Below are 25,633 nucleotides of genomic sequence, written 5' to 3' on the forward strand. Positions count from 1 at the left end.
CGTTTTGGCGAATCATGCCACTCGGGTCCACCCACGATTGGAGGCAAAACGAACTCCCGCCGACCAATCAAACACAATCAGCCGGAGTCACGTGCCTGCAGCCAATTGCTTGGTGGATTTCGGCATCATGAAGAATTCAAACGTGGCCCCGCGCGACGCGAGCGCGCGAGATACGTTAAACGCAAACTCAGCCCGCGCATCCTCATTGGCAAGGCTAGACGCCGTGGCCACGAACACAATCCATTGGCGGCCTCGCAACTTATCACGCTTTTCCTGGTCACGACGCCATTGCATCTTGTCAGTACGGTGATGATCCCCGTCGTATTCAACTCCGACCTTGTACTCAGGCCATGCCATATCCAGCGTTATGACTGCAGCAGACTTGAATGCAGCGCCTGGAACCTCATAATTCAGTACAGGCTGCGGTACGCCGTGAGCCCGCAATGCGAGACGCGCCTCGGACTCCTTTGGCGAATCGGCACCTGGCATGACGAGCACCAACGCTCTTTGGCACGCCAAACGCCCTTTGAATCCCGCCAGGCCATCTACAAATCGTTTCAAATCATCATAAATAACGGTGGCAGTGCGTCCTCTCGCCAGTGCAGGCTGCCGAGCGATTGCCGTGACAATCGAATCACCAAGCACGATCAACGAATCCAGTGACATATGAGTAGCAAGTTGAGCCCATGTATGAAAGAGATCAAGGGCGAATACGTACTGGCTGATCTTCACCTTCCCAGCCTTTGGCACATGCTTCCAAATATGCGGATGGGTGGATAGCCCTCGAATCCGAACGCGATTCTCCCGCGCGCCGAAGACCGTATGCAGCTCATATGCATCAAGATCACAATCAGACGGCATAGGCACGGATTGCAGAATCAATGACGTGGTCATGCCGAACAGAAGTCTTATGCCTAATCGTTGAGCGACTTCAGCGCAACGACGTGCCATGTCATACTTACGTTGCTCAAGATTGCCTCGCATAGCACCCTCATTCGGAAACGAAACAGAAAAATCACCGTTGATCATATTGCCCATGTCGCCACGATAGCGATGATGCGCGCCAGCGTAAAACTAAATCGGGGTATGTGGTCCGAGCTTGCTGAGTTATCCACATGAAACGTGATGAAACCATGAAAGTAGGCGTACAGATGCTCTAGCACATGAGGTACACGGTTCCCACAAGCGAATGTCTTCTTACCCTGGCCAATGGTCTGCGTCATAGATCGATCCAATCGCTTCTCGATTGTCCCAATATGGCAAATTGTCTCTTTGGGAAACGTCGTACCACGGCTTCTTGCCACAACCGCTCAGAAGCCACATATTCATAACGTTGTGGCAATAGAAAGCGTCAACCTTCCGTAGCGGTCGTTGGATCTCAATGGTACGAAATCACGGTAAGACCCGAATTACCAAATCGTGTCACAAAAGGAAGCTCTCAATCAAAGAGACCGGGCCTCCTCTGACGCCCTATGCGATAGTGTGGGCACATGACTATTACGGTATCTACGGACGGAAGCGCCTTGGGCAATCCCAATGGCCCGATGGGTTGGGCCTGGGCCGACCATGCAAAAAACGCGGGCGGCACGCCTGGCCATGAGCATGACGAGCACGGCTATGACGCCGGCGGCGCGACGAACGGCACCAATCAGATCGGCGAATTGTGCGCAGTGCTCGAGGCATTGCGAGCGCACCCCGGTTCCGAGCCACTGCTGATCGAATCCGATTCACAGTATGCGATTAATTGCTCCACTACTTGGGTGAAGGGTTGGAAGCGCAACGGCTGGAAGAATTCGCAGAAGAAGCCGGTCAAGAACGTCGAGCTAATCAAGGCAATCGATGCCGAGATTTCGAAGCGGCCCGGCCCAGTGAACTTCAAATGGGTCAAAGGCCATGCCGGCGATGCAGGCAATGAGCTCGTAGATGAACTGGCCCGCACCTATGCCGGGGACTGCCGCTCCGGCGCACGCGATGGCTACCTGCCGATCGAAGGCTGGCAGTCGTTGTTGAATTCCGAATATGCACACGGCACTGATGTGCCACCGGATGTGCAGCTGGTCTTGGATGGCAAAGCCGATGCCGCCGATCTACGCAGGCCCGCGACTGAAACCGTTCCGGCGCAAAAGCAATCGCTCACCGATCTGCTGACCGAGCCTGAAGGCGTACCGGATTTTGATTTCAGCGCCCCCACCAACGCGCACAGCGACGTGTCCACAATTGAGTCGGCGACCCCCGCTGCAGCCGCTCCATCGACCCAAGCCGCAGGCTCTTCCAGCGGATTGACCGTTTCCGGTACGTTGACCTTCTCCCCCGCCCCGAAGACCAGTCCGTACTACAACGGCCAGCCAATGCCGATTTCCGGCACTATCGCAATTGAGGGATATGTGGATGGCGAGGGGAACCTCACCATCACCAACGCGCCATTCTTCCGCAAATAAGCCAATACGATGGCCCATCTTCTGCCATGCGTGCGGCTGTGCGATGTGAGATTCATCGCACAGCCGCACGCATGCGCATAGGAAACGGACACGAGGGCACAAATTCGCTCACCCGCGTTAGGATAAGAGGGAAGGCTTTACACCGTTAATACATACGGTCGAAACCAAGGAAAACAAAGGAGAACACCCATGGATAAGGCTCAGCAGGACGCGCTGAAGAAGGCCGCCGGCATCGAAGCCGCCAAGCTCATTCAGGATGGCATGATCGCCGGTCTCGGCACCGGCTCCACCGTGAAGTTCCTGGTGGACGAGCTTGGTCGTCGTCATCAGGAGGAGGGCCTGGAGTTCACCGGCGTGACCACCTCCCGTCGCACCCAGGCCCAGGCTGAAAGCTACGGCATCAAGATCGTGGACATCGACGATGTGGATCACATCGACATCACCATCGACGGCGCCGACGAAGTGGACAAGAACTTCAACGGTATCAAGGGCGGCGGCGCTGCCCTGCTGTGGGAGAAGATCGTGGCCACCAACTCCAACCAGATCGTCTGGATCGTGGACGAGTCCAAGGTCGTGGACACCATCGGCAAGTTCCCGCTGCCGGTCGAGGTGATTCCGTTCGGCGCCGGCCACGTGATCAAGAAGTTCGAGGCCAAGGGCTACAAGCCGGTGCTGCGTCTCGACGCCGATGGCAAGGAAGTGCGCACCGACGAGAACAACTTCGTGGTTGACCTGCATCTGGAACGCATCGATCACCCGCAGGAGCTGGCCGAGGACCTCATCACCACCGTCGGCGTGGTGGAGCACGGCCTGTTCCTCAACATGGTGGACAAGGTCATCGTCGGCGACCCGAACGGCCCGCGCGTCCTGACCAACGCCAACAAGTGATTCCAACGAATCGTCATTCATGACGTTGCCTGGGATAGACAACATCATGATCCAAATGCAAAAGCCGCACACTGCATTCGCGCAGGTGCGGCTTTTCTTTTAGTTCGCCGTCTGAGCGGTCAGCCAAATGGCCACGGCATGACTCAGCGTTCTGGCACCAAGCTTCTCCCGAATATGCCGGGTATGCGAGCGCACGGTCGCAGCACTGATGGACAGCATCTCGGCAATCTCCTCATTCGAGTATCCTTCCGCCACGCTGGACAGAATGCGCTGCTCCAACGCGCTCAAAGAAGACGTCACATCATTTCCCGTCGAATCGGACGGACCGGACGCCGTACGCAGACGGTCATATGACTCCGCTGCGCTCAGGAATCGTACTCCCGGGACCGGGCTGAACGTCTTCCCCGAGAGCACCTGGCGCAGAGCCACAGCCATCTGCGTCATATTACCTTTGACCATCAGTCCCTGCGCACCGGATTCGGCAAGCTGTACAGCGTAGGTCTTGGGGTTATAGGAAGTCATAGCCAGCAGTAACGGTTGCGGCCCGGTCTCGCGAATCTCGCGGCAGATCTTCATGCCAGTTGTATGATCCAATTCCACATCCGTAATGAGCATGCGCGGCCGCCATCCCTCGTCGGCGCAACGTCGAACCGCTTCGGGCGCACTGCATGTGGACCAGTCCACGCTCACCCCCGGCATCAGCTTGGGCAATACGGACACCACGCGCTCCAACGCCATAGTGTCATTGTCTAGCACGGCCACATCATAGGTTTCGCTCATGGCGGCACCCTGGGTCTCGTTCACTGCGCTGCTCCTGATTATATGGAATGGTCATATACGCCGATGCGCATTATGATAATGAGGCACGGCGATGACAACGCCCTTCGTTCTTCTCTCCCGCATGGAAGTCCAGCAACAATGACGAACACCACGCTCCCCTCACCATCCACACATCGTCCGCAAACAGAGTGGCGCAATATCGGAACGGTTCTACGCAACCACCCAGCCATAACGGCAATCGCCGTGCTGAACTGTGTGCTGACCATTGTGGAAATGGCGGCAAACCATCCGAATGATATGACTTCTTGGGTGATCTTCGTCCTACAGCTGACGCTGTCGGCCGGAATCGTCATGGTTCCTCTGCCCCTGTGCGTAACACTGCTGGCATCATGCGTGGTTGCCTCGCTGTTGCCCGGATCGCCGTCATTCTGCGCCATGCTCGCCTTCCCCACACTGGGATTGATGGCATATCTGGCTCCGCCAGCCTGGGCCTGTGCTGCAGCCGTCATATTGAGTCTGGCACCCACTGGAACCGGCCTGTCCCTGTCGTTCGGCGGCAATGGCAACGGCGACGTCAACATATCCGGGTTCACCGTGAACGTGGTGGCGTATCTCATTGCGGTGGGCATCGGCTTCTCCCTGCGCAGAAGGGCCGACGCACGCCGGGAGCGGGAGAGGCTGGCCGCATACGAGCAATCACAACGGGAGCTGGAGCATGTGCGTCATAACCAGCATCTGGCCAAGGCACTGCATGATTCGGTGACGCAGGAGCTTTCCTCCGTGTCAATGCTTGCCTGGCAGTGGCAGCAAAACAGCGAAGCCGATTCCGAGGTCCGCGAGGCAATGGGCATCATGTATCGCAATGCGCAATCGGCATTAGACCATGTGCATGAAGTCATTGATCTGATCGGCAATGATTCAGCGACATCGCCCGCTATCAACTCCGACGAAGTCCAGAACGACGTCTCCGCCACCCTGGACAAGCGGTCTCAAGACAAGCCAGTCGAATTCCTCGATGCAATGCGCACCTTAGTGGACACCGAGCAACAGGCCATCAGCCAGCTGGGGTTCCAAGGTAGTTCGGTGGTACGCGGCACCGCACTGATACTTGATGCCCAAACGCATGACGTGGCATTCGATTTGGTGCGCGAAGTATATGCGAACATCATCCGCCACGCGCTGCCCGGCGTGGATGAATACATGGTCGCAGTCACCGTCACGGGCAATAAGCTGACGATTACGCAGACCAATACCGTGACTGCGAAACCGTCGAGCAGCGGTAATGGCAACGGAGAGGTCACGCATCCGCTGGCCGGCATGCGCCATGGCCGCGGCCTCGAGGCCCATCGTGCGGCCGTTCAACGACTCGGCGGCGTGCTGCGCACCCGATGCAACGATGGCGAATGGTTCCTGCGAGCCGAATTGCCACTCGCACGATGACGGTGATACACGAAGGAAAGGCGCACACAGTCAGTATTCAAGGCGAGAGAAACGGCGACGCGCATAGGCATAGAGACCGGCGGCGTAAACCGTGCTGAGGGCAAGCATCAGCAGCAGCGTGACCGGCAAACCCAAACTTGGCAGCAGCGTACCATAGCCGCCGGGCACCGCGTACCGGGCACCCGCCAATTGCGGCAACGTGGCACACAGGCAGATCCAAAGGATTGAACCAAACATGATGATGCCGGTCGAAAAGCGGGTGGCAAGTGCCACCGCCACCATAATCGTCAACAGTTCGCCAAACACCACACCGGCAATGGAAATCACATCGGCGGCAGCACTAGCGTCCGAAGCGGGCAGGAACAGCCCGGACGCATAGTCGAACCGCACAATGTACAGGTAGTACAGGCCGAACGTCACCGCCACCTGCAACGCCACATAGATGGTATAGATGCCCAGCAGAGCCAGGACTTTTGCATTAATAATCGTAGTACGGCTCAGGTCCTTATACAGGAACATGCGACCGGTGGCTACGGGCGTATAGATGGCAGTGACCACCAGATACGCCATAACCACCATGGGCAGAATCAGCATGTTCTGCACATCGAATTCGCCGGCAAGGAAGTCCAGGAAACTGACTGATTCAGGCTCGCCGCTGATCCGCATGAAATCGGAGTTGAACAGGTTCACGATAGGCAAAATCAGCATGAAGCAGGCCATGACGAACAGGATGGAGGTTTCTTTAGTGCGGATGAGGTTCTTAAAGATCAATACGGTCATAATGGTGTGTTCCTTGAATGTGATTGGACGAACGAAGCACAAGTGATGAATGCTGGATTGCTGACAGGAGATGGGAATCCGGGCGAGCGGCCTCTCAGCGCCCTTCCCCGAAGTAGTTGTTGAGTTGCGTGGACTTGTCATGGATTGCTTTGATGCCGGCAGTGGACGCGAGTGCAGCGATGGTCTTGTTCAGTTCCAGGCTGCGGGCGTCGATCTCCACCGATGTACCATCCGGAGCAATCGTGGCGGCAGACCGGCCACTATTCTGTAACGTTTCGGCAATCAGTGACGCGCGTTCGGCGTCCGTCAGCGGCCGCGACAGTTCGATGACGGTGATCTCACCTGTCTCCCCGGTAAATTCAGCGGCAAGGCGGCCTGATTTAATGAACAGGAACCGGTCGCAGAGTTCCTGCAACTCGTTGAGCTGGTGGCTGGAGATAAGCATGGCTATACTACGTTCGGCGGCCCACTGCTTGAGCACGGTGATGAGCTGAAGCACACCGTCCGGGTCAAGGCCCACGAACGGTTCGTCGAGGATCAGAAATTCTGGATCGTTGACCAGAGCCAGGGCCAGAGCCAGACGCTGCTTCATGCCGAACGAGAATCCAGCGGGCTTGCGGTTACGGTAACGCCACATGTCCACCAGTTCGAGGACTGGGCGGATGTTGCGTTCGTGGGCGGTATCGCCATGAATGCCAAGGTAGAAGCGCAGATTGTCTTCGGCACTGATATTCGGCACGAATACCGGCTGGATCATGATGCCGAACCGGTCAAGCATATCGTCGTGCGAGAAGATATCGGCGCCATTGTAGACGATGCTGCCGGAGGTCTGGCGCTGCGCCTTGGCCATCATCTTCATCAGCGTGGTCTTACCTGCGCCGTTCTTGCCAATCAGTCCGACGATTTCGCCATTACTAATGGTGAAGCTGACGTCCTCGAGCGAATAGGCGGGGTTGCCTGCATACTGTTTGGACAGGTGACTGACGGTAAGCATTGCCGTTCTCCTCGTTCTTCTCATGTATGTCTGTGATTCATGGGTGATGATCATGAATCTAATGAACGGGAATCAGCGAATACGCAGTTTGGCGGCAAACCATACACGGGCGTGCAATATGGTGCACGACTTTGCACATATGTGCAATTGAATATGAGAAACCCCGTGGCCGAATGGCTCACGGGGTTTTCAATGCCTTGATTGCCAAGTAAGACTACTTGCGCTGGTGGCGGGTCTTACGCAGCAGTTTGCGGTGCTTCTTCTTGCTCATCCGCTTGCGGCGCTTCTTGATGACAGAACCCATCTGAAGCCTCCATTTCGATTAATCGTAAAAGTTGCAACTCGCACTATAGTACACGTCTTTCCAGACAGAGGAAATTCGTGTGGCGTACATGTGCGCTTTACCCGGCAACTAACCGGCGAGTACGGCGATATCTTACAGCGGGAACTTCTGGTAGAAACGCTCCAACGCCTGCTTGTTGCCGCTGGCCTGGAACACCACAGTATCGTTCTGCCAGATGGCAATGGCCTTCTTGGCATCGGACGGATCGGACTTCACGGTGTACGAACCGGTGGCGTCTCCCGAGACCTTCACATTGCCGGAAGCCAGTTCCTCACCGGTCTGGGCTGCGGCCAAAGCATCATATTGGGTCTTGGCATTGTCGGCAGTGGACCACTGCGCCACAATCAACGTAATATCCTTGGCGTTGTCGCCGGTGGAATAGGTCACCGTATATTCTTCAAGCGGCGAGGCGCTGCTCCATGAAGTCGAGGCTTCGGCCTTGGTGCGTGCAAAGTTCAGCACGCTATCCGGCATGGCCTTGAGCAGCTCGCTGGCATCGTCCGGCAAAGCAGTGGCATCGATGGTGGGCTTGGTCGGCTCAGTGTCCTTATTCTGTTGCTGCGCCGTTTGCGTGGTGCTGGTATCGGACTTGGATACGATGGCCCAACCCGGCCAGACGAAAGCGGAAAGCACCGCCAAAATGATGACCACAGCGGCGGCGACCACCACTGCGATCAGCTTGCCATGGGACTGCGTAGTCGAAACATTCTCGGAGTTAGTCATGCCCCTGATTCTCTCACAGCCATGTGACGCTGCTCAACAGTTCGCATGAACTACGGCGATTGCCTCGTCACTCTGCGATCAGAATTACATTGGCCTCTGGGCAGGGAAAAAATTTACCGCGGCCAAGATTCGGCGTTAGGGTGGAAGCATGGCGAAATCAACTGTGCAATACGTATGTTCCGAATGCGGGTGGAACGGCTCGAAGTGGTACGGCAAATGCCCCGAGTGCGGGCAATGGGGCACCGTGGAGGAATTCCATGAAGCCCGACCGGTCACTGGATCGAAGACCGCCGCACCCGGTCGTACATCGCGCACGCAGTCGGTCATCGTGTCGGATAGTTCGCGTGCCGCAGCCAAGCCGATTACTGAAATCGGCACGGAAACCGTGGAACGGCTGTCCACTGGATTCAGCGAGTTCGACCGGGTGCTTGGCGGCGGCGTAGTCCCCGGCTCGGTGACGTTGATCGCCGGTGAACCAGGCATCGGAAAGTCGACACTGCTCCTGCAAACGGCCGGCAACGTAGCCCGGACTGCGGCGCGTGCCGGCAATGGAGGCGGCGAAACAGTGCTGTATATCTCCGGCGAGGAGTCACAGGCGCAGGTCCGATTACGAGCTTCACGCATCAATGCGGTGGAACCTAATCTGTTACTGGCGTCCACCACCGACCTGGCCACTGCTTTAGGACTGATTGAACAGAATCGGCCGGCGTTGGCGATTGTGGATTCCGCTCAGACCATCGTTTCCCAGGAGGTCGATGGCATTTCAGGCGGCTCGACACAGGTGCGTGAGGTGGCGAGCGCCTTGATCGATACGGCAAAAACCTTGGACATTCCGGTATTCCTGGTAGGTCACGTCACCAAGGACGGTTCGATTGCCGGCCCGCGAACCTTGGAGCATCTGGTGGATGTGGTGTGCCAGTTCGAAGGTGACAGCGAGACCGCGCTTCGCATGCTGCGCGCCGTCAAAAATCGATTTGGACCCACGGATGAGGTCGGATGCTTTGATATGAGCGGCGAAGGTATTGAGGAGGTCACCGATCCCTCCGGACTATTCCTATCCGGAGGTGGTCCCGGAGATGCGGAGTCGGCTCCGGTAGAAGGCACATGCGTGACCTTCACACTTGATGGTCACCGCAGCCTGCCGATCGAGGTGCAGGCCTTGGTCACCAAATCCGTGTTGCCCACACCTCGTCGTGCCGTCAACGGTGTGGATCCCAGCCGCATCGCCATGTTGACGGCGGTGTTGTATCGTCACAGCAAATTGAACCTGCTGGCCAATGATCTCTACGTATCGACCATCGCCGGCGGTCAAGCGAAGGAGCCTGGCTCCGATTTGGCGATTGTCGGCGCGTTGGCGAGCGCAGCGACCGCAAAGCCTGTTGCGCGGACGACTTGCGCGATAGGCGAAATCTCCCTGACCGGTCAGGTTCGGCCTGCGCCACGAATGGAGTACAGACTGCGCGAAGCGGCCCGATTGGGATTCACCACTGCTGTTGTGCCGCCCATGCGCAAAAGCGTGCATATCGATGGGTTGCATCTGATTGAAGCCAGTACGTTGACTGATGCCCTAGAAGCGTTAGGAATCAAGAAATAGTCAGGTTTTGGCCGCCGACCGGTCTGCTCAAGTCATACGGCAACGGCTCCCCTCATTGAGGGGAGCCGGACTTTTGCTAATAATACAGAATCACGTTTATTACGCGGTCAAACGCTTGGTTTCCTCAACGTTGCGCTTGAGCTCTGCAGTCAGTGCATCAACACCGTCGAACTTGACCTGCGGGCGCAGGAAGCCGGTGAATTCCACGCGGACCTTGTGGCCGTACAGATCAATCCAATCATCGGTGATGCAATAGGATTCCACCACACGCTCATGCAGACCGGTTTTCTCGCTGAACGTGGGTTTGGTGCCGATGGAAATGGCGGCGGGCCAACGGCGCGCGGCCTGTGGCTCAGCTGCATCGTCACCTGAAGCTTTTGGCCCCAAATCAACCAGCCAGCCGGCGTACACACCATCCACAGGAATATAACCTTCAATATCCGTACCGAGATTGGCGGTCGGGAAACCGATGGTGCGTCCACGCTCCTCACCATGCACCACTTCGCCCTCGATGGCATGCGGAGCACCCAAAATGGCATTAGCCTCCTGAATACGGCCGTGAGCCAACAGGTAACGCACATTGGTGGAGCTCCACGCACGCATGACCTTGGCCTGATGCTTTTTACTCCATGCACGGCGCTCCGCCTTGGTGACGTCGGCCAGAGGATCAGCCGGCTCGCCCCACTCCGTTGGCATTTCCGGCTGGAAATCGCGAGGAATACGCACCTCACCCGGGCCACGGTCGTCCACAACATCCAGTTCGAACACGCCAGCACCGGCGGCAAGGTTGGAGATGTGCTTGATGTCCCCCGCACGATCCTTGCCCATGGCGGCATCCTGGCCAAGCACCAACGTGCGCATGCCGAGCTTGCCGACGAGTCGTCCAAGGAAGAAGATGTACGACTTCGAGGCAAAAGCCAGCGTGTAGCGCACTACCAGCACATGGTCCACACCAAACCGCTCGATGCGCTGCAAGCGCTCGTGCACACTGGTCAGTGCTTCCGCATCGATATTCGCCTCGGTCGGCTCCTGACCCTCATGTTTGGCCGCCCAGCCATGCACGAACGCCGGGCGCGGGTCGAACAGAATCACCACGGAGAACGCGTCATGCTTCCTGGCCAGCTCCACTACGCGCTTGATGACGGCCTGATGCCCAAGATGCATGCCGTCGAACGCACCGAGCGTCACCACGGCCTTCTTATCGTTATCGAACGAAGGCCAAGTGACTTCGCCCTGTTCATCGGGAGTCAGATAGGTGATTTCCATGTCGTGCAATTCCTTTTCAAGTCTGCAACTAGCCGCGTCTACTCTACGCGAGGGGGAATACGGTGGCAGGTTTGGCCTGATGACTATTCGCTCGCTCGATAATCGCCACCACATCGTGCGTTTCCGGCACGATGGCGACGGTGGGCTCGGAAACCGCCCGCTCGATGCGGCGACCGAAGCGCAGCTCCGAGGCCTCTTCAGTTGTGATGTCCAATGATGGCATGGCACCGCGTGCCGCCTGTTCCATCGTGAGCGCATGGTTGAGCAACCAATTGCGGCGGTCTTCGCCATAAAGCTCCTCAGGAGCGTCCAGCACGCATTTGCCGCGGGTCATGGTTTCGCCTTCGCGATTGGTGAATGTTTTCAGTTCCGTATGCGCGGTAATCGTATGTGTGCGAGTCTCATGCATGGAGGCGTCGCTCATGAGTCCACTGGTGTCATCCGGCAATGCGAAATGGCCAACTCGAGTTCGGCGCAATCGAACCAAGTGGCCGCCGACGCCGAGTGCGGCCCCCAAGTCTCGTGCGAGCGCACGGATGTACGTGCCCGACGAACAGCTGACGCGCACTGCAACATCCACTACGGGGACGGCAGCATCCGTCCGCGTTGACTGCTCCTCAGCCCGAAGCGGCTCACCGGCTTGTTTGCCCGGCACATACCCTCGGCGATAATCCAACACCGCGAACTCGCTGATATGGATTGGACGGGCTTTCAGCTCCACTTCTTTGCCTTCACGGGCCAGATCATAGGCTCGTTTGCCATCGATTTTGATGGCGGAGAAAGCGTTCGGCACTTGCTCGACGTCACCAGTGAAGCGCGTATCGATGGTTTGACGAACCCGTGATTCCGTCAATTGGCGAATCGCACCGGTCTTATCGTCACGAATGAGCTCACCTTCGGCATCATCGGTCGTGGTCCCCAGACCGAGGCGAATCGTAGCTTCATAGGTCTTATCATGCGCCACAATCGCATTCAGGAGCCGCGTGGCATGCCCAAAGGCGATCACCAATGCGCCGGTGGCCATAGGGTCAAGCGTGCCGGCATGACCGACTTTTTTGATATGCAAGGCCCCACGCACTGCAGCAACAGCATCGAAACTAGTGACGCCCTGCGGCTTGTCGATGATGAGCAGGCCAGATGGAATGGATTGTGGCATGGTTCTCCTTCGAAGAACAGAGACGAGCTTCGCTCGAGATGGTTTACTCCGCCTTCGGCGGGGTCTCTCCCTCAGTCAGCTGCGCTGACGGCTCCCTCGTCAGAGGGAGCCGAGGATTACTTCGAAGCCAGCTGCACTGGCGACTCACTCTTCAGTGGAGGTCAGGGAATCATCCTCGAAGTCAGCTGCATCGTCATCGTCGAAATCGTCGTCCTCGATATCATCGGACTCGTCGGGTTCGTCATCGTGCTTGTACGGGTCGGCGTCGCCGGCGTACTGGGCGGTGGCACGGGCCTTGGCGAGTTCCTCATCGCGCTTTCTGGCAAGGGCCAGGATATCTTCGATTTCGTGGGCCTCACCGGGCACTTCATCGAAGACAAACTGCAGCTGCGGGGTCAGACGCAGACCGGCCTTGTGACCCACCAGGGAGCGCAGATGACCTTTGGCCTGATCAAGGGCCTGCTGGGCGCGCTTACGCTCACCGGCCTCCTTACCTTCATGGCCAAGCTGGGTCCAGTAGATCTTGGCGATCTGCAGATCGTTGGTTACGCGCACTTCGGTGACCGTGATGTTGGTCAGTCGCTTGTCATGCAGCTCACGCTCGATGGAGGAGGCTACAACGCGCTGAATCAACGCTGCAATGCGTGCGGCGCGGGGATTGGTTCCTGCCATAAGTTGTTCCTTTCAATAATGTGGCCCCCTCTGATCGAGGAGGGCTGCCGAACGTAGGAAGACTGGAAAACCTTGGAAAGCATTCTCTTTCCCAGTCGGCCTGCGGCTGACAGCCCCCTCATCAGAGGGGGCCTATACGCATCATGTATTACTTGCGTTCAACCTCGCGCATCTCGAAGGTCTCGATGATGTCGCCAAGCTCGATGTCGTTGAAGGTACCGAGGTTGATACCGGCCTCGTAGCCTTCCTTGACGGATTGGACATCGTCCTTGAAGCGACGCAACGAGGAGATCTCGAGGTCGTTGACAGTGGCAACGCCATTGCGCAGAATACGGCACTTCGTACCACGCTTGACTTCGCCGTCCTGCACCATGACGCCGGCGATGTTGCCGAACTTGGAGGAACGGAAGATCTCGCGAATCTCGGAGTGGGAGGTGACGACCTCTTCGTATTCCGGCTTGAGCATACCCTTGAGGGATGCCTCGATGTCCTCGATGGCACGGTAGATGACCGAGTAGTACTTGATCTCCACGCCTTCGCGCTCGGCAAGGTCGGCGACCTGACGGTTCGGACGCACGTTGAAGCCGATGATGACGGCCTTGTCGACCGTAGCCAGGTTGACATCGTTCTGGGTAATCGCGCCGACGCCGCGGTGGATGACCTGGATGCCGACCTCGTCGGACACCTCGATCTTCATCAAGGAATCTTCCAGCGCCTCGACGGAACCGGAGGAATCGCCCTTGATGACGATGTTGAGCATGTCGATCTCGGACTCGGCGAACTTCTTCTTGAAGTCCTCAAGAGAAACGACCTTACGACGCTTGGCCAGCTGAGCGGCACGCTCGGTGGCCTGACGCTTTTCGGCGATCTGGCGGGCTGCACGATCATCGGAGGCCACGAGGAAGAGATCGCCTGCGGTCGGCACGGAGGTCAGGCCCAGCACCTGCACAGGCGTGGATGGACCGGCTTCCTTCATGTTCTGGCCATTCTCGTCCAGCATGGCACGCACACGACCATAGGAGGTGCCTGCCACGATGGCGTCGCCCACGTGCAGGGTACCCTGCTGTACCAGCACGGTTGCCACAGCACCGCGACCCTTATCGAGTCGGGCTTCGACGGTGGCGCCACGGGCATCCATATGCGGGTTGGCACGCAGGTCGAGTTCGGCGTCGGCGGTGAGCAGCACAGCTTCGAGGAGCTTATCCACGTTGATGTTCTGCTTGGCGGAGATGTCGACGAACATGGTGTCGCCGCCGTACTCTTCCGGAACCAGGCCGAATTCGGTGAGCTGGCCGCGGACCTTCTCCGGGTTGGCTCCAGGCACATCGATCTTGTTGACGGCCACGACGATCGGCACCTTGGCGGCCTGGGCGTGGTTGATGGCCTCAACGGTCTGAGGCATCACACCATCGTCGGCGGCGACCACAAGGATCGCGACGTCGGTGAGTTCGGCACCACGGGCACGCATGGCGGTGAACGCCTCATGGCCCGGGGTATCGAGGAAGGTAATCTTGCGCTTTTCGCCATCCAGCGTGACGGTGACCTGGTACGCACCGATGCGCTGGGTGATGCCGCCGGCCTCACGTGCGATGACGTTGGTCTTGCGGATGGTATCCAGCAGTCGGGTCTTACCATGATCGACATGGCCCATGACGGTCACGACCGGCGGACGAGGCTCGAGATCCTCATCATCCTGCAGCTCTTCCTCGTCGAGGTTGATGTCGAACTGCTGGAGCAGCTCCTTGTCTTCCTCCTCGGCAGAGACGAGCTGGATCTTCCAGCCGATCTCATCGCCCAGAATCTGGAAGGTTTCCTCGTCGAGGGACTGCGTGGCGGTCGCCATCTGGCCCAGGTGGAAGAGCACGGTGACCAGCGCCGCTTGGTTGACATTGATCTTCTCAGCCAGATCGGCAAGAGAAGCACCCTGGCGCAGACGCACGACTTGGCCGTTGCCGTTCGGAATGCGAACGCCGCCGATAGTCGGCGCTTTCAGCTCTTCATACTCATGACGCTTTGCCAGACGGTTCTTACGGGCCTTGGAGGACTTGCCGCCCTGACGGCCGAATGCGCCTGCAGCGCCGCCACGGCCACCGCGGCCACCACCGCGTGCGGGACCGTTGTTCGGTGCGCCGCCGCCCTGGAAGTTGTTGCCACCGGCACCGCCGCGGAATCCACCGCGTGCACCGCCCTGAGCGCCACCTTGAGCGCCAGCGCCCTGGCCCGGACGGTTATGACCCCACTGGCCTGGGCGAGGACCGCCTTGGCCCGGACGGCCACCACGGAATCCGCGGCCCTGACCCTGGCCTTGACCCGGACGGCCTGGACGACCATTGCGACCGCCCTCGGCGGTCGGACGAGCCATCGGATGCGGACGCGGAATATCGCCCGGAGTGGGAGCATGCATGCCCTGCTTGCGGGAGAACGGGTTGTTGCCTGGACGCGGGCCCTGGGCATGCGGACGCGGAATGGCATTGGAAGCGGCGTTCGAGCCACCGTTGCCGCCATTGCCGTTGGCATTGCCGTGCGGAGCCGGACGTGCGGAAGCATTGCGGTTGTTCTGGTGCTGCCCCGGCTGGCCGGCGTTTGGACGGCCCTGGCCCGGACGTGCGGGGCGAGCGCCTTCTCGGTTCTCATGCTGGCCACCGTGACGAGCCGGAGACGGAGCGGACGGACGGGCGCCACCCTGCGGGCGAGCATTGCCCTGGCCCGGGCGTGCGGGGCGAGCTCCCGGAGTAGGAGCTGCATGATGGTTCTGAGCAGCCGGAGCGGCCGGCTTATGCTCGTTCTGTGCGCTCTTTGCGCTGCGTGCAGCGGCAGCCGGATTGACGCTCGACGCAACCGGCTTGTGCGGTGCGGCAGCTGCGGGCTTAGCGCTGCCCTTATCGCCGCTCTTATCGTTGTCCTTGGCGAATGCGGCCTTCAGACGACGAGCCACCGGCGGCTCGATGGTGGAAGAAGCGGACTTGACGAATTCTCCCATATCCTTGAGCTTCTCAAGAACAGTCTTGCTATCGACGTGCAAGTCCTTAGCCAATTCATATACGCGTGGTTTCCCCACTAATTACTCCTATTCTGTGACCACGCGTGCGAGAGCGTGGTCAGTTGGTGATGACGGCAAGCCTACCCTGTCTCATCGTTCGACCATGTTCGTGTTACCTCGCTTTTGTGCGGGCGATTTTACGCACACTGCGACAACCCACATACGCCAATCAAGCATACTCATAGCGCTGGATAGCATAAGAAAAGCCGCGAGCCGTGCCACTATCGGTACAGCTCGCGGTCTATTGGCGGGCTATGTTGGTATCTGCGGCCCGCTCCAAAAGCAGGTCCGCACAATCTCTCTCAGTCCTGCGCCTCGGCAGCCTCAGCAGCCTCGCGTGCGGCCTGCTCCGCGGCCACCTTCTTGGCGTGGGCTTCGGCGGACTCGATGCCGATCTTCCAGCCGGTCAGCTTAGCGGCCAAACGAGCATTCTGGCCTTCCTTGCCGATGGCCAGCGAAAGCTGATCGTCGTGGATGAAGGCGATGGCGGTCTTGTTCTTCTCGCTGATCACCTGCACGCCGGTCGCCACTGCCGGGGAAAGCGCAGCAGCCACGAACTTGGCCGGATCATCGGAGTAATCGACGATATCGATCTTCTCCGGGCCGAGGTTCTCCATTACTGCGCGCACGCGGGAGCCGCCGGGTCCGATCAGAGCGCCCTTCGGGTTCACGCCCTCGGTATTGGCCTTGACCGCGATCTTGGTGCGGGCGCCGGCCTCGCGGGCGATGGCCATGATGGACACGGCACCGGAGACCAGCTCCGGGACCTCACGCTCGAACAGCTTGCGCACCAGCTCCGGGTGGGAGCGGGAGACGACGATTTCCGGACCGCGAATGCCACGGGCAACGTTCACCACATACACACGGATACGCTCGCCGTGACGGTAACGCTCGCCAGGCACCTGCTCTCGACGAGGAAGCAGGGCTTCGACATCGCCCATGGCCACATGCACGTTGGAGGAATCGGAGACATCCTGCTGCACGATACCGGTGATCAGTTTGCCCTTCTGGCCGGAGAAGGCGCCGAAGATCTTCTCGTCCTCGGCTTTGCGGAACAGCTGGGTGATGACTTGGCGTGCGGTTGCGGCAGCGAGACGGCCGAAATCATGCGGGGTGTCATCGTATTCCTCGCCCAGCTTCGGGGCGGGGTGCGGGTCGTCTTCGGTAGGCTCCACCGGAATCTCGTCGGCGGCCCACACGGTGAAGCTGCCGGAACGCTCGTCCAGTTCCACGCGCGCATGCTTGGCTGCATGCGGGGTCTTGAGGTAGGCGAGGCGAAGAGCTTCAGCCAGCGCCTCATCAAGAGTCTCCGGTTCGATTCCTTGCTCGGCTGCGAGCTTGTGCATTCCTGTCAGGTCCAGTTCCATCGATCCGTACCTCCTATGAAGTTATGTGGCGCATGGCCTTGAATGGTCACAGTTTGCTACTAGTCTAGGTTTCCATGCAGACACACTCCCCTGATTTCGATTCGGCCATGCGCGGTGCAGCCATCCGAGGAACCGGATCCGGGAGCGATGTCCTCAGCCGATCTGCCCCATTCCCCAATCGCAGTCGACCCCATGTCGGCCACCGTAATCCGAACGCCGGGAAGCGATTCCTGGCCGCACTCTGCGTCGGTTCCATGTTGTGTGCACTATCCGCATGCTCGATGCCCCGTTTGGCCGGACGCGCCGAAGCCGAACGCCAGATGAGCCCCTGCGAAAAGGCACTGACCACAGCCACGGCCAGTGGCGCGTTGCCTCAAGGCACGCCGCAGCTGCAGTATTACGTAACCGAACTCACGGCGCCCCTGGCTTGGATCGATGTCGCCGGTCAGTGCACCGACCGGTTCGCCGAAGGCGCGCTGCGCAATGCCCAATCCAAAACAGTGGTCTCATTGCTGGCCGATAAATACGGGCAAGCCGCCCCTGAGGTGACTCCAGCCCGTCTTGACGGCGTGACATCGCTAAAAATCGATACGTCCGCCTTGGACGATATGGCCCTGGCCGAAGACCGTGCAGGATTTGCCCTAGAGGTACTCGCCGCTCGCGGGCAGACCGCCGGTGCTACACTCTCGCTCAGTGACATGCATAAGGCCGCCGCACAGCAGTTGGTGTCTTTGACTGATGCCGCGCGGGGTTCCGCAGGCTCCGCATCGCATGCCGACCCCCGCCAGAAGGTGTACGCCATCGATAATCTGCTGGCCAATCCGGTGGCCATCGCGGATAACGCCAGCGGACAGAACGTACCGACTGCGGCAGCCATCGAAATGGACTGTGCCCGCGCCGAGATCGCGGCGGTGACCGGCACCCAATCGAAGCCGGATACCGACACCGCGATGATTCTGGCCGCGCTCGCCGCCAAGCATGCCTACACCGCCATGCAACTCGGCTACCCCAGCAGCGACGCTGCGCTGTTTCGGTGATTTCCGCCACCAACTCGTGGTCATGTACGCATGTACGCGCAAATAACGCCCACGCGAGCGTACGGATATTTGCCTAACTGGCTCTTTCTACGGCAGCCGGTGGCCTGCCGCGCTATACAGGTCCCACCAAGTTTGACGATCAAGTGCGATATCAGCACCAGCGCAAATCCGCCCAAGTCGTTGCGCAGACGTTGTACCGGCGACAATCTGGATATTCGCCGGATGTCTTAGGATCCATGCGGCGGCAATGGCATCCTTGCTGCCTCCATATATGCCGGCTATATCGCCAAGAGCGTCATTGAGCTTACGGAATTGCGGATTATCGATAAACGGCCCATACTGAGTTCCCGATTGGAAAGGGCTCCATGCCTGGATGGTCATGCCTTTCAGCCGAGAAAACGGTAAGACGCCACCGGTTCTATCAGCCGCGAATGCATTATCCATGTTCAGATACACTTCGGCATCGATCATCTGCGTATGCATCAGCCCGAACTGCAGTTGGTTGATTTCCAGCTTACGGCCAAGAGCGGCTTCAAGCATTTCGATTTGCCATGGGCCCATATTGCTCACGCCAAAGTATCGCACTTTGCCACTCGACAACAACCGATCGCACACCTGTGCCAATTCATCCAATTCCACAAGCGTATCCATACGATGCAACAGTACTGAATCAACGTAGTCAGTCCTCAGCGCCTTCAACTCATGGTCCAGCGAACCCAACAATTGCTTTGCCGAATAATCATAGCGGGCTACACCCCGTCGATCATGATCGAACACTATGCCGAACTTGGTCTGAATCTGGATGCTGCTGCGTTCTATGCCGGCGGCATGCCAGGCCTTGCCGAAGATCTCCGAACTGGCGTGATTACGATGCACTTGAAACCCATAGATATCGGCCGTATCGAAATAATCTATGCCCAGGCCGACCGCATGCGCCACCAAAGCCGAGGCTTGTTCATCGGCAAGCGAGTCCATGCGCATCACACCAAGCGCGACACGAGACGCCTTCCTGCCGGTCGTACCGATTGACTGTGTTTTCATTGGAGGCACGCTCCTTCCCGATCATCGTCACCGCGCGAATGTCGTCGAACCACGATGTTCGATCACATAATCCGTTGACACCGCACGCACCGGCTGGGTATCACCCGCGATACGCTCGATCAGCATGTCAACCGCATAATCGGCATATCGGTCCAATTGCGAGTTCACCGTAGTCAAGGCAGGATCCGAGTGCCGCCCTTCCTCAATATCGTCGAACCCGCTAATCTGCACATCGCCTGGAATATGCCAGCCATACTCCTTAAACGCGTGCAAAGACCCCAACGCCAATGCGTCATTCAAGCAAATCACAGCGCGGGAAGAAGCCTCACGAAAAGCAGGGACGTCCAGCAGGCGTTTGGCTCCCCAAACACCCCAGTTCACATCCCAACGGCCTCCTTCAACAACCACATCCGTATTCACCGAGAGTCCAGCATCGGCAAATGCCTGATAATATCCCTGCGTACGCAGTACTCGGGTTCCCTCCTTCAGATCACGAATCTCATCCAGTCGCCCCTCCTTCACCAGGTCATCCGGCGCCCCGATGAGACCAATGCATTGCACTCCCTGGCGAATCAATGCCGTTGCGATCTCATAAATGGGCTGGAGGTTGGGCATAGTGACGCTATCGACCAGACCGTAGGACAGCGATTCGCCCGTGAGGACCACGGGATATCGTTGTTGGAGCAAGCGACCGCGCCGAGATAATGGGCGATCCGCATAGTAAATCCAACCATCGGCATTAACGCAATATGTCTCATCAATAATGCTGGATAAGCCATCATCACCATATGTGTCAATGACCACACTGTAGCCACGTTTACGAGCGGATTTGATGATCTCACCGGCATACATGGAAGTCCATGGCTGTTCGAACGCCATTAATGCCAGACCGATAATCTTCGTCGTGCCGGTTTTCAACGAACGCGCCGAGTAGTTCACAGTGTAGCCTAATCGCTCTATGGCATCCTGGACCCGTTTGCGCGTCTCCGGCCGCATGCTGCCGGCATTATTGATGACGTTCGACACCGTTTTAATCGAGACATGTGCTTCTGCGGCCACGTCATTAATCGTGATTCGTTTCATATTGCTGTCTTTCGTCATATGCGGTCGATGCGGCCGAAGCCTATCAGGCTATTTCGATGATATTAACCGAATGCGGCTCAACCTGAACGGACAGGCCCGGTTTATACTCCCCAAGATCATGTTGTACAACACCAACCTCCGTATGATCAATATCGTTATAGGATTCCTCGGATGAGCCGTTCAATGTATGCACATTCACCGTCTTGCCGATCCACGCATCGCCCACATCCAATTGCAATGAATGCGAACGCGTCTTGTCTCGAGATGCCACGGCGATGGCAATTGCATGCCGATCAGCCCAGGTCGTCGCCAATACATCAAGCGCCGGGACCATGACCGAGCGCCCTTGCACATCTTCCACCGCAATCAGGTCGTTGCTGTCGTTCCACGAATCAAGCACGGTATCGCCCAGATGGTTGGCATATAGATCGAACACGAAGTAGGTCGGACGAAGCACAATGCCTTTGGGATGGGTAAAGATGCAACCGCGAGTATTGACCAACGGCGAGAAGCATGCCATACCGACGACATCGCAATTACGATGCAGCATATTCAGCACGCTGGCTGAAAACACCGCATCAGCCATGGTGTACAGACCATTGATGTCATTGCCGTCGCGCGGAGTGAGATATTCATCCTCGGTGACTCCCTGCTCCACCGTCACCGCTTTCGGATGATACCACTCGCGTAAATTCCACTCGTCAAATGCGATTCGAATTCGATGTTGCAGCCCCAATGCCTCCAACAGGCCACGAACTTTGACGATATTGGCATCGAGACCTGCCGTCATAGCCATGACCTGATTGAACTTCGATGCATGGTTGGTTTCATGGATAACGTCCCAGTATTGGTGAATGGAAATCCAATCAAGATAATCACCGCAGCTACGCAGCAGATTAAGGTTCCAATCGATGTCCGGCAAAGCCGCAGCGCTGAGCTCCACGGTCGGATCAACATGCTTGATCATTTTCGCGGATTCGCGGACTAGGTGCCCCCATTCCTCACGTGTCTTCGCGCCAATTTCCCACGAGCCCCAGTTCTCGTTCCCGATGCTCCAGTATTTCACGCCGAAGGGCCGGGCATGGCCATTGTCGGCGCGCATTCTCGCATATCGTCCTTTGCCAGCAAGATTGCAATATTCAACCCAGTCGCTCATTTCCTCGGCAGTACCGGTGCCGGCATTCGTGCAGATATATGGCTCGCAGCCAAAAGCCCTGCATAACTTGATGTATTCGTCCGTGCCGAACGTATTGGGCTCTTCCACGCGCCAAGTCTTATCGAAAGTGGGTTCACGGTCCGCCCCCACTCCGTCCTGCCAATGATATGAGGATACAAAGCATCCGCCAGGCCAGCGCATAATCGGCACGTTGAGTTTCCGCACGGCCTCGATAACATCCTCGCGCAATCCGTCCGCATTCGCCAGAGGCGACCCGGGATCGAATACCCCGCCATAGATTTGACGGTGAAAGTGTTCGAGGAATTGTCCGTACAGCATCCGATCGCGGACGCCGATTGCCCTTCGGGCGTTAATTGCCGTTTTCATGCTTTTCTCCTTTGAAAGGCTTGTATTTCTTCGATAAGTCACCGATTACGCCTTGACAGCGCCTGCGGCCAATCCACCGACCCAATACCGCTGCAACAGCAGGAACGATATGACCAGCGGGACAATGGACACGAATGCGCCGCTTGTCACCAAGTTCCAGATCTGTTCGGCCCCAGAGCCGGCGCTCGAGCGCGCCTGCCATTGAGTCAGACCGACCGTGATGGGGAATAGCTTCGGATCGGATAGCACCACCTGAGGCAGGAAGAAGTTGTTCCAGCATCCAACGACCGACAGCAGGAACACGGTGGTAATCGCCGGCGTCATAATCGGCAACGAAATTTGCAGGAAGGTGCGCAATTCACCGGCACCATCCACACGGGCGGCCTCCATCATCTCATCAGGCAACGAACTCATGCAGTAGATACGCATGAGATACGTGCCAAACGGAGAAAGCAATGATGGCAGCAGCACGGCCCACACCGTGTTCGTCATACCGATATTCGACATCAGGATGAAGATCGGAATGACCAATGCCGTCGCCGGAATCATCAGTGCTCCAAGTACGATATTGAAGTACACGTCACGGCCTTTGAATTTGTATTTGGCGAAACCATAGCCTGCCATGACCGAGATGGTGGTTGCACCGACGCCTCCCACCAGAGCGTAGAAGAACGAGTTGAGAATCCAACGCCAGTAAATGCCGCTTTGGTAGGTGGACAATTGGGCCAGATTGTCTCCCAGAGCAAACGTACGATCGAACCACATCGGGCCGGCACTGCCAAGGAACAACCCTGAATTCGACTTGGTGGCAGCCACCAACAGCCACCACACCGGAGCCAGGAAATACACGATGGCAACCACAAGAATCAGGTGCGGCAGGACGCGTGATCCCGTCTTGATATGTTGAGCAGCCGTTGTTCGCGCGTCATTCGTTGCGCGTCGAGATGTCTTGTTCATAATCACTCCCCCAATCCGGACTGCTTACGGGTAATTCGCATGAAGATGACGCTGATAATGACCACAATGAGCCCCAGCGCGAACGACACCGTCGCCGAATAGTTCACTTGGTTATAGTTGAATGCCAGCGTGTAGGCGTACATATTGGGCGTATATTCCGGCGGAATAACCGACTGCGCGTTATTGCGCAGCACCATGGGCTCCGTATAGAACTGCAGGGTACCGATGAGAGCAAAAATGGTTGCCATCACCAGCGAGCTGGATACCATAGGCGTTTTAATTCTCAGTGCAATCTGCAATTCAGAGGCACCATCAATACGTGCCGACTCATACAATTCATGCGGAATGGACTGCAAAGCGGAATAGATGATCACCATGTAATAACCGGTCCACTGCCAGGTCACCACATTGACCAAACTGCCGAATAGACCCTGGGGCGAAAGGAATGCAGGAGCCTGCATCCCAAACAGCTCAAAGATAGAGGCGAAAGGCCCCATGTCCTTCGAATACAGGAAGCCCCACATCAGGGCGCCGATGACACCCGGTACCGCATAAGGCAGAAAAATCGCCAGTCGTGATCCAGCCGCAAATTTTGTGCGCATCGCGTCGATGATCAAGGCGAAAATCAAGGCGAGAATAATCTGAATCGGCACCATAACAGCGGTGTATAGAAGCACACGCCCCATGCCCTGCAAGAAGATTGGATCCTTGAACGCACGTACATAGTTGCTGATACCGGTGAACACCGTGCCGCGGACCTGTGTATATGAATACAGCGATACGTAGAACGCATACACCATCGGCACAATGAGGAACACTACGAACACCACTGCGAATGGCGCGGTGAAGAACCAGCCCCACAGGTTCGCACGCTGCGCGGCCTGTCCCGGGGCACGACGAACGGCCTTGCTTGTATTGGCAGACATATCAGACTCGCTTTCAGCCAAGTGGCCGGGAGGACGGCACAGAGGATAGACATCCTCCCGGCAATCGTTATGGCTACTTCTTGACGGTGAAGCCCTGTTGCGTGGCGTAGGTATCAAGCGTCTTCTGCAGATCGCTCATGGTGCTGGAGACATCTGCACCTTCGCGCACGATCTTGGTGAACGCCTTGGTCTGCTCGTCATAGGCATAGGTCTGGAAAGGCAGGAAGCTGTAGCCCTTGTAGCCTTGTGCAATCGGAGCGAGAACGTCATTGACCTTCTGGTTGTTCAGGAACGGCTCCTCGTAATTGATGAAATCATCCGCCTCCAGCTTCGAATTCATCACCGGGAAGTTGCCGGAATCCTTGACCGCCACCTCTTGGTTCGCCTCGGAGTCCCACAAGCCCATCGCGACCTTCGCCGCGGCTTCGGTATGCTTGGCCTGATCGGTTACCGCCAGGGTCGATCCACCCTGATTGACCATCGGAGTAGACGAATCCCACTTTGGAGCATCCGTCACCTGCCACACAGCGCCTTCTTGTGCGCCACTGACACCCTTGACATAGCCAATCAGCCACGATGCATTGACCACTGTGGCATACGAACCATCCACGATCTTGGTGTACCAGTCGTTGCTGTAGCAATCATCTGTCGTAACGATGCCTTCTTGAACAAGCCGCTGCCAATACGACATCACATCCGTGACTTCCTTCGAAGTCAGGTCGATGCCCACATCCTCGGGCTTGCTGACATCGTAGTCATAGACTTTGGCGTTCTTCTGCGCGAACAACGCCACATTCATCGCGGTGCCGTTCGGCGCATAGTTGCCGATGTGCCCAGGGAATCCCTTGGCTTTCAGCTCTTTGCCGGCCTGCTCGTATTCATCCCAGGTCGTAGGAACCTTGACTCCGTACTTATCGAAGATATCCTTGCGATACATCATCGCAAAAGGTCCGGCGTCACTCGGAATCGCATATGTGGAGTCTCCGCCGCCGAGCGTCACATCTCGCCAGCTGCCCTCCGTATACTTGCTTTTCTCTTTGGCGGCTCCGAACTGGGACAGGTCGACAAGATGCTTCTCAGCACCGGAGACATATGACGGCAGGATCTCGGCTTCGACCTGCATGACATCGGGCGCGCCGCTTTTAGCCTTAAGCGCGGTATTAAACTTCTTGTAGGCCTCAGAACCATTGCCGACATTTGTCCAGCAAACTTGGACATCGTCATGAGCCTCGTTGAAATTGTCTACGACCTTTTCAACCGCAGGATACCAAGCCCAAAGCGTGACTTTCTCTACGCCCTTCTTCTTGATGGTGTTCTGGCATTGAGCATCATCATTCGCTTTGGGATCATTATTGATACCGGAAGCTCCGGCAGCCCCGCCAGGCGCACCGCAGGCCGCCATGGAAAGCATCGTCGCTCCCGCAATCATGACTGCCATAAACTTCGTTGTCTTCTTCATCAATACTCCTTTGTATTGCATCTGTTCTGTTGCTTGATTATTCGAGTCCGGCCATGGCCGTGAGAACAACGTTGTACTTTTTCGACACGGCGAGTGAGTTAGGTTT

22 protein-coding genes are annotated in these 25,633 nt (G+C 57.5%); 5 read left to right on the top strand and 17 right to left on the bottom strand.

Features of this window, described 5'->3' with window-relative positions; all coding sequences use genetic code 11:
• Positions 1-87: 87 nt before the first annotated feature.
• Positions 88-1,038, bottom strand: a complete 951-nt coding sequence (locus F7D08_RS01145; protein ID WP_404979630.1) for a hypothetical protein — start codon at positions 1,036-1,038, stop codon at positions 88-90.
• 452 nt (positions 1,039-1,490) lie between these two features.
• Between F7D08_RS01145 and F7D08_RS01150 the strand changes: the two genes are divergently transcribed.
• Both F7D08_RS01150 and rpiA read left to right on the top strand, forming a co-directional pair.
• Complete coding sequence (locus F7D08_RS01150) at positions 1,491-2,438, top strand: ribonuclease H family protein (RefSeq protein ID WP_152208913.1); 948 nt, start codon at positions 1,491-1,493, stop codon at positions 2,436-2,438.
• Between the two features lie 189 nt (positions 2,439-2,627).
• On the top strand, positions 2,628-3,326 hold the full coding sequence (gene rpiA, locus F7D08_RS01155; protein ID WP_044089068.1) for a ribose-5-phosphate isomerase RpiA: 699 nt from the start codon (positions 2,628-2,630) through the stop codon (positions 3,324-3,326).
• Positions 3,327-3,425: 99 nt separating this feature from the next.
• Here the strand turns inward: rpiA and F7D08_RS01160 are convergent, their stop codons facing one another.
• Positions 3,426-4,130: a response regulator transcription factor gene (locus F7D08_RS01160; protein WP_152208914.1), complete on the bottom strand. Its 705-nt coding sequence runs from the start codon at positions 4,128-4,130 to the stop codon at positions 3,426-3,428.
• A gap of 114 nt (positions 4,131-4,244) precedes the next feature.
• Between F7D08_RS01160 and F7D08_RS01165 the strand changes: the two genes are divergently transcribed.
• Positions 4,245-5,546 carry a histidine kinase gene (locus F7D08_RS01165; protein WP_193316130.1) on the top strand — a complete coding sequence of 434 codons (1,302 nt, stop codon included), beginning with the start codon at positions 4,245-4,247 and terminating at the stop codon, positions 5,544-5,546.
• 30 nt (positions 5,547-5,576) lie between these two features.
• Here the strand turns inward: F7D08_RS01165 and F7D08_RS01170 are convergent, their stop codons facing one another.
• From F7D08_RS01170 to F7D08_RS01190, 4 genes are all read right to left on the bottom strand, one after another.
• A complete protein-coding gene (locus F7D08_RS01170; RefSeq protein ID WP_193316131.1) occupies positions 5,577-6,326 on the bottom strand; it encodes a hypothetical protein in 750 nt (249 codons plus the stop codon).
• A 94-nt stretch (positions 6,327-6,420) separates the two neighbouring features.
• A complete protein-coding gene (locus F7D08_RS01180) occupies positions 6,421-7,320 on the bottom strand; it encodes an ABC transporter ATP-binding protein (RefSeq protein WP_152208918.1) in 900 nt (299 codons plus the stop codon).
• 214 nt (positions 7,321-7,534) lie between these two features.
• Positions 7,535-7,624, bottom strand: coding sequence for a 30S ribosomal protein bS22 (locus tag F7D08_RS01185; RefSeq protein WP_004268639.1), 90 nt, complete (start codon positions 7,622-7,624; stop codon positions 7,535-7,537).
• Positions 7,625-7,756: 132 nt separating this feature from the next.
• A complete protein-coding gene (locus tag F7D08_RS01190; RefSeq protein WP_193316132.1) occupies positions 7,757-8,386 on the bottom strand; it encodes a hypothetical protein in 630 nt (209 codons plus the stop codon).
• 148 nt (positions 8,387-8,534) lie between these two features.
• Between F7D08_RS01190 and radA the strand changes: the two genes are divergently transcribed.
• Entirely contained in the window at positions 8,535-9,980 is a 1,446-nt protein-coding gene (radA, locus tag F7D08_RS01195) for a DNA repair protein RadA (RefSeq protein WP_152208919.1), read from the top strand.
• Positions 9,981-10,079: 99 nt separating this feature from the next.
• Here the strand turns inward: radA and ribF are convergent, their stop codons facing one another.
• From ribF to nusA, 5 genes are all read right to left on the bottom strand, one after another.
• Positions 10,080-11,246: a bifunctional riboflavin kinase/FMN adenylyltransferase gene (gene ribF, locus F7D08_RS01200; RefSeq protein ID WP_152208920.1), complete on the bottom strand. Its 1,167-nt coding sequence runs from the start codon at positions 11,244-11,246 to the stop codon at positions 10,080-10,082.
• Positions 11,247-11,289: 43 nt separating this feature from the next.
• Positions 11,290-12,402: a tRNA pseudouridine(55) synthase TruB gene (truB, locus tag F7D08_RS01205; protein ID WP_152208921.1), complete on the bottom strand. Its 1,113-nt coding sequence runs from the start codon at positions 12,400-12,402 to the stop codon at positions 11,290-11,292.
• Positions 12,403-12,546: 144 nt separating this feature from the next.
• Positions 12,547-13,074: a 30S ribosome-binding factor RbfA gene (gene rbfA / locus F7D08_RS01210; protein WP_152208922.1), complete on the bottom strand. Its 528-nt coding sequence runs from the start codon at positions 13,072-13,074 to the stop codon at positions 12,547-12,549.
• A gap of 148 nt (positions 13,075-13,222) precedes the next feature.
• Entirely contained in the window at positions 13,223-16,132 is a 2,910-nt protein-coding gene (infB, locus tag F7D08_RS01215) for a translation initiation factor IF-2 (protein ID WP_152208923.1), read from the bottom strand.
• Positions 16,133-16,416: 284 nt separating this feature from the next.
• A complete protein-coding gene (gene nusA, locus F7D08_RS01220) occupies positions 16,417-17,481 on the bottom strand; it encodes a transcription termination factor NusA (protein ID WP_152208924.1) in 1,065 nt (354 codons plus the stop codon).
• Positions 17,482-17,762: 281 nt separating this feature from the next.
• On the opposite strand from nusA, the gene F7D08_RS01225 reads away from it, so the two are divergent.
• The gene (locus tag F7D08_RS01225; protein ID WP_152208925.1) at positions 17,763-18,518 is read left to right on the top strand and encodes a hypothetical protein; all 756 of its coding nucleotides are present in this window, start codon (positions 17,763-17,765) and stop codon (positions 18,516-18,518) included.
• Positions 18,519-18,605: 87 nt separating this feature from the next.
• Here the strand turns inward: F7D08_RS01225 and F7D08_RS01230 are convergent, their stop codons facing one another.
• From F7D08_RS01230 to F7D08_RS01255, 6 genes are all read right to left on the bottom strand, one after another.
• Complete coding sequence (locus F7D08_RS01230) at positions 18,606-19,559, bottom strand: aldo/keto reductase (protein WP_152208926.1); 954 nt, start codon at positions 19,557-19,559, stop codon at positions 18,606-18,608.
• Positions 19,560-19,586: 27 nt separating this feature from the next.
• The gene (locus F7D08_RS01235) at positions 19,587-20,660 is read right to left on the bottom strand and encodes a LacI family DNA-binding transcriptional regulator (protein WP_152208927.1); all 1,074 of its coding nucleotides are present in this window, start codon (positions 20,658-20,660) and stop codon (positions 19,587-19,589) included.
• A 25-nt stretch (positions 20,661-20,685) separates the two neighbouring features.
• Positions 20,686-22,185, bottom strand: coding sequence for an alpha-L-arabinofuranosidase C-terminal domain-containing protein (locus tag F7D08_RS01240; protein ID WP_152208928.1), 1,500 nt, complete (start codon positions 22,183-22,185; stop codon positions 20,686-20,688).
• 45 nt (positions 22,186-22,230) lie between these two features.
• Positions 22,231-23,142, bottom strand: coding sequence for a carbohydrate ABC transporter permease (locus F7D08_RS01245; protein ID WP_152208929.1), 912 nt, complete (start codon positions 23,140-23,142; stop codon positions 22,231-22,233).
• A gap of 2 nt (positions 23,143-23,144) precedes the next feature.
• Positions 23,145-24,068, bottom strand: coding sequence for a carbohydrate ABC transporter permease (locus F7D08_RS01250; protein WP_152208930.1), 924 nt, complete (start codon positions 24,066-24,068; stop codon positions 23,145-23,147).
• Between the two features lie 73 nt (positions 24,069-24,141).
• A complete protein-coding gene (locus F7D08_RS01255; RefSeq protein WP_152208931.1) occupies positions 24,142-25,527 on the bottom strand; it encodes an ABC transporter substrate-binding protein in 1,386 nt (461 codons plus the stop codon).
• Between the last annotated feature and the right edge of the window lie 106 nt (positions 25,528-25,633).

It is taken from the genome of Bifidobacterium cebidarum, from assembly GCF_009193305.1.
Lineage (GTDB): Bacteria > Actinomycetota > Actinomycetes > Actinomycetales > Bifidobacteriaceae > Bifidobacterium > Bifidobacterium cebidarum.

Bases quoted from the DNA above. Each gene is read 5' to 3' on its own strand.
- F7D08_RS01145 (WP_404979630.1), bottom strand. From the start codon at position 1,038: ATGGGCAATATGATCAACGGTGATTTTTCTGTTTCGTTTCCGAATGAG.
- F7D08_RS01150 (WP_152208913.1), top strand. From the start codon at position 1,491: ATGACTATTACGGTATCTACGGACGGAAGCGCCTTGGGCAATCCCAAT.
- rpiA (WP_044089068.1), top strand. From the start codon at position 2,628: ATGGATAAGGCTCAGCAGGACGCGCTGAAGAAGGCCGCCGGCATCGAA.
- F7D08_RS01165 (WP_193316130.1), top strand. From the start codon at position 4,245: ATGACGAACACCACGCTCCCCTCACCATCCACACATCGTCCGCAAACA.
- F7D08_RS01170 (WP_193316131.1), bottom strand. From the start codon at position 6,326: ATGACCGTATTGATCTTTAAGAACCTCATCCGCACTAAAGAAACCTCC.
- F7D08_RS01180 (WP_152208918.1), bottom strand. From the start codon at position 7,320: ATGCTTACCGTCAGTCACCTGTCCAAACAGTATGCAGGCAACCCCGCC.
- F7D08_RS01185 (WP_004268639.1), bottom strand. From the start codon at position 7,624: ATGGGTTCTGTCATCAAGAAGCGCCGCAAGCGGATGAGCAAGAAGAAG.
- F7D08_RS01190 (WP_193316132.1), bottom strand. From the start codon at position 8,386: ATGACTAACTCCGAGAATGTTTCGACTACGCAGTCCCATGGCAAGCTG.
- radA (WP_152208919.1), top strand. From the start codon at position 8,535: ATGGCGAAATCAACTGTGCAATACGTATGTTCCGAATGCGGGTGGAAC.
- ribF (WP_152208920.1), bottom strand. From the start codon at position 11,246: ATGGAAATCACCTATCTGACTCCCGATGAACAGGGCGAAGTCACTTGG.
- truB (WP_152208921.1), bottom strand. From the start codon at position 12,402: ATGCCACAATCCATTCCATCTGGCCTGCTCATCATCGACAAGCCGCAG.
- rbfA (WP_152208922.1), bottom strand. From the start codon at position 13,074: ATGGCAGGAACCAATCCCCGCGCCGCACGCATTGCAGCGTTGATTCAG.
- nusA (WP_152208924.1), bottom strand. From the start codon at position 17,481: ATGGAACTGGACCTGACAGGAATGCACAAGCTCGCAGCCGAGCAAGGA.
- F7D08_RS01225 (WP_152208925.1), top strand. From the start codon at position 17,763: ATGCCCCGTTTGGCCGGACGCGCCGAAGCCGAACGCCAGATGAGCCCC.
- F7D08_RS01230 (WP_152208926.1), bottom strand. From the start codon at position 19,559: ATGAAAACACAGTCAATCGGTACGACCGGCAGGAAGGCGTCTCGTGTC.
- F7D08_RS01235 (WP_152208927.1), bottom strand. From the start codon at position 20,660: ATGACGAAAGACAGCAATATGAAACGAATCACGATTAATGACGTGGCC.
- F7D08_RS01240 (WP_152208928.1), bottom strand. From the start codon at position 22,185: ATGAAAACGGCAATTAACGCCCGAAGGGCAATCGGCGTCCGCGATCGG.
- F7D08_RS01245 (WP_152208929.1), bottom strand. From the start codon at position 23,142: ATGAACAAGACATCTCGACGCGCAACGAATGACGCGCGAACAACGGCT.
- F7D08_RS01250 (WP_152208930.1), bottom strand. From the start codon at position 24,068: ATGTCTGCCAATACAAGCAAGGCCGTTCGTCGTGCCCCGGGACAGGCC.
- F7D08_RS01255 (WP_152208931.1), bottom strand. From the start codon at position 25,527: ATGAAGAAGACAACGAAGTTTATGGCAGTCATGATTGCGGGAGCGACG.